This window comes from Amaricoccus sp. (assembly GCF_036846665.1).
Lineage (GTDB): Bacteria > Pseudomonadota > Alphaproteobacteria > Rhodobacterales > Rhodobacteraceae > Amaricoccus.
This window is the reverse complement of record NZ_DAIUBO010000376.1, coordinates 1-2,298: the sequence shown is the minus strand read 5'-3', so window position 1 is coordinate 2,298 and position 2,298 is coordinate 1. Positions and strand designations below refer to the sequence as shown.

Genomic DNA, 2,298 nt, shown 5'->3' with positions numbered 1-2,298 from the left:
GTAGATGCCGCCATCGCCCGAGGAGATCAGCGCCACGGACCGGCCCGCGCCCGCGCTCTCGAGCGCGTAGCGGCAGCGATCCGCCTCGGCGCCGAGCGGGAAATCCCGGCGCCGGCCGGCGGCGATGGGGCCGAGCAGGTCGAGATAGAGCCCGTAGCCGACCAGCTCGTCGGCCTCCGCGATCAGGCGAGAGGCTTCGGGGGTGCGCCAGTCCGGCCTTCCGGGGCCGATGCCGACCACGGCGAGCCGTCCGCGCGGGCGGCCGGGCTCCGGCCCCGTGCCGAGGGTGGCGAGCGCGCAGGTCGCATTGGCGGATTTCCGTTTGGCCAGCACCAGGGCGCCGTCCGGGCCGGCGGCGGCCAGCGCCGCGGCTTCGCTGACGCCGTGGCAGCCGATCTCGGCGAAGACCACTTCGGAGGGATCGGCGAGCCGGGGGGTCTCGGCCTCCAGGCGCTCGGGCGAGAAGAACCGCGCCGGCACGCCGAGGTTCCCGGCGAGCGCATGGACCGCCGCCTCGTCGGCCTTGAGCTCGACGGACCAGATCCCGGCGACCTCGAAGACGGATCGGCCCGCCTCGGCGAGCGAGCGTTGCACCAGCCCGATCAGCTCGCCCGGATCGCAGCCGCGCACGCAGCCGACGCCGAGTGCGAGCGTTTGCCGGCGCCAGACCAGCGCCGGGCCGTCCTCGAGCCGAAGTACGACCGGCGCGTCGCCCACCGGTGCCGGTCGGGCCGTGATCCCTTCGCGGCCGAGGAGCGGTGCGAGCCACGGCGCCTCGCCCGAGAGCGAGGCGGGGGCGCCCCGAATGAGGGCGGCCATGACGGGCTTGGCGTGCTCGGGGTTCTCCAGGCGCCAGCCGGGCGGCGGGGCGTCGAGGGCGACCCCGAGCGCGAGATCGCCGGCGGTGGTGATGGCGGGCAGGGATGCGAGCGCCTGCGCGATCCGGCGCGCCAGGTCGTTGGCGCCGTGATGCCCGCCGAGCAGCGGCACCACCGCCGATCCGTCCTCGGCCACGGCGAGGACCGGGGGCTCGTCGGCCTTGCTGGCGAGCACCGGTGCGAGGCTGCGGATCAGGATGCCGGCGGCGCAGAGGCCGATGACCGGATGCCCGGCGAGAAAGAGGCCGCGCAGATGCGCCCCGGTCTCGGTGAAGTCGCGGCCGCGCGCGTGCAGGCGGGCCTCGACCGCCGCGGCGATGCGGTCGGCGAGCGCGTCCGAAGGGTCCAGCGTGACGACGACGGGCTCAGGTCGCATGGGGATCGCTTCCGGGAATGAGCAGCATGGAGAAATAGGGCGCGATCTCGGGGGCATCGGCTAGCGCCAGCACCTCCTGCTGCGGCAGGCTGGCGTGGCGCACGTAGAGCGTCCGGGCGCTCAGGCCGAGCTCGTCGAGCAGTCGCCGCAGCCGCGGCAGGTGGCGGCCGAGCTTGATCACGATCGCCGCATCCGTCCGCGCCAGGCGCGCGCGAAGCTCGGTATCGGGCAGTGGCGCCGGCAGGATGGTCAGGGCTTCGTTGCGGGCGCAGAGCGGTCGGGCGGCGGCGGCGGTGCAGGCCGAGGGCGACGAGACGCCGGGAACGATCTCCACCGGGAAGCGGCCGGCGAGGCGGGCGTGCAGATACATGAACGAGCCGTAGAAGAACGGGTCGCCTTCGCAGAGCACCACCACGTCGCGGCCGGCCGCGAGATGGGTCTCGATGCGCGAAGCGGCGGCGTCGTAGATCTCCTGCGCCGGGAAGCGGGCGGTGCGCATCGGAATGACGATCGGGATCTCCTCGGCCCCGGGCGAAATGGCGCCGGCGGCGATGGCGCGCGCGAAGCTCTCGCCGCTGTCGGGGGCCGGATAGGCGACGACCGGCGCGCGGGCGATCAGGCGATGCGCCTTGAGCGTCATCAGTTCAGGGTCTCCGGGCCCGACGCCGATGCCGTAGAGCCTGCCGGTCATGGCTCGAAGCTCCATTGCGTCACCGGCATGGCCGGCCGCCAGCCGCGGAACCGGCCCACGGGCTCGGCACGGCTGACGGCGATGCGGGTCAGGTCGCCGCCGTGCTCGGCCTGCATCTCGGCGAGCAGCGCCTCGGATTCGAGCGTCACCGCATTGGCGACCAGCCGCCCGAAGGGCCGCAGCGCGCGCAGGCAGGCGGCGACCGTCTCCCGGTCGAGCCCGCCGCCGATGAAGACCGCATCCGGGGGCGGCATGCCGGAAAGCGCCTGCGGTGCGGTGCCGTCGATCAGGGCGAGGCGCGGGGCGCCGAGGCGGGTGGCGTTGCGCGCCGCCATGGCGCGGCGGGCGGGGTC

Annotated in this window: 2 protein-coding genes and 1 pseudogene; all 3 read right to left on the bottom strand. The window is 74.9% G+C overall.

Annotated elements, in window-relative coordinates:
* On the bottom strand, positions 1-1,254 hold a 1,254-nt coding region (locus V7050_RS20490), incomplete at its 3' end, for a cobalamin biosynthesis protein (RefSeq protein ID WP_324411206.1).
* Positions 1,244-1,945 (bottom strand): precorrin-2 C(20)-methyltransferase, encoded by a 702-nt coding sequence (gene cobI, locus V7050_RS20485; protein WP_324369831.1) that lies wholly within the window; start codon positions 1,943-1,945, stop codon positions 1,244-1,246. The genes V7050_RS20490 and cobI, both read right to left, overlap by 11 nt.
* A pseudogene (locus V7050_RS20480) lies at positions 1,942-2,298 on the bottom strand (cobalamin biosynthesis bifunctional protein CbiET); the annotation flags it as partial. The pseudogene V7050_RS20480 and the gene cobI, both read right to left, overlap by 4 nt.

Excerpts from the sequence above, each read along its gene's own strand:
- cobI (WP_324369831.1), bottom strand. The coding sequence starts at position 1,945 with ATGACCGGCAGGCTCTACGGCATCGGCGTCGGGCCCGGAGACCCTGAA.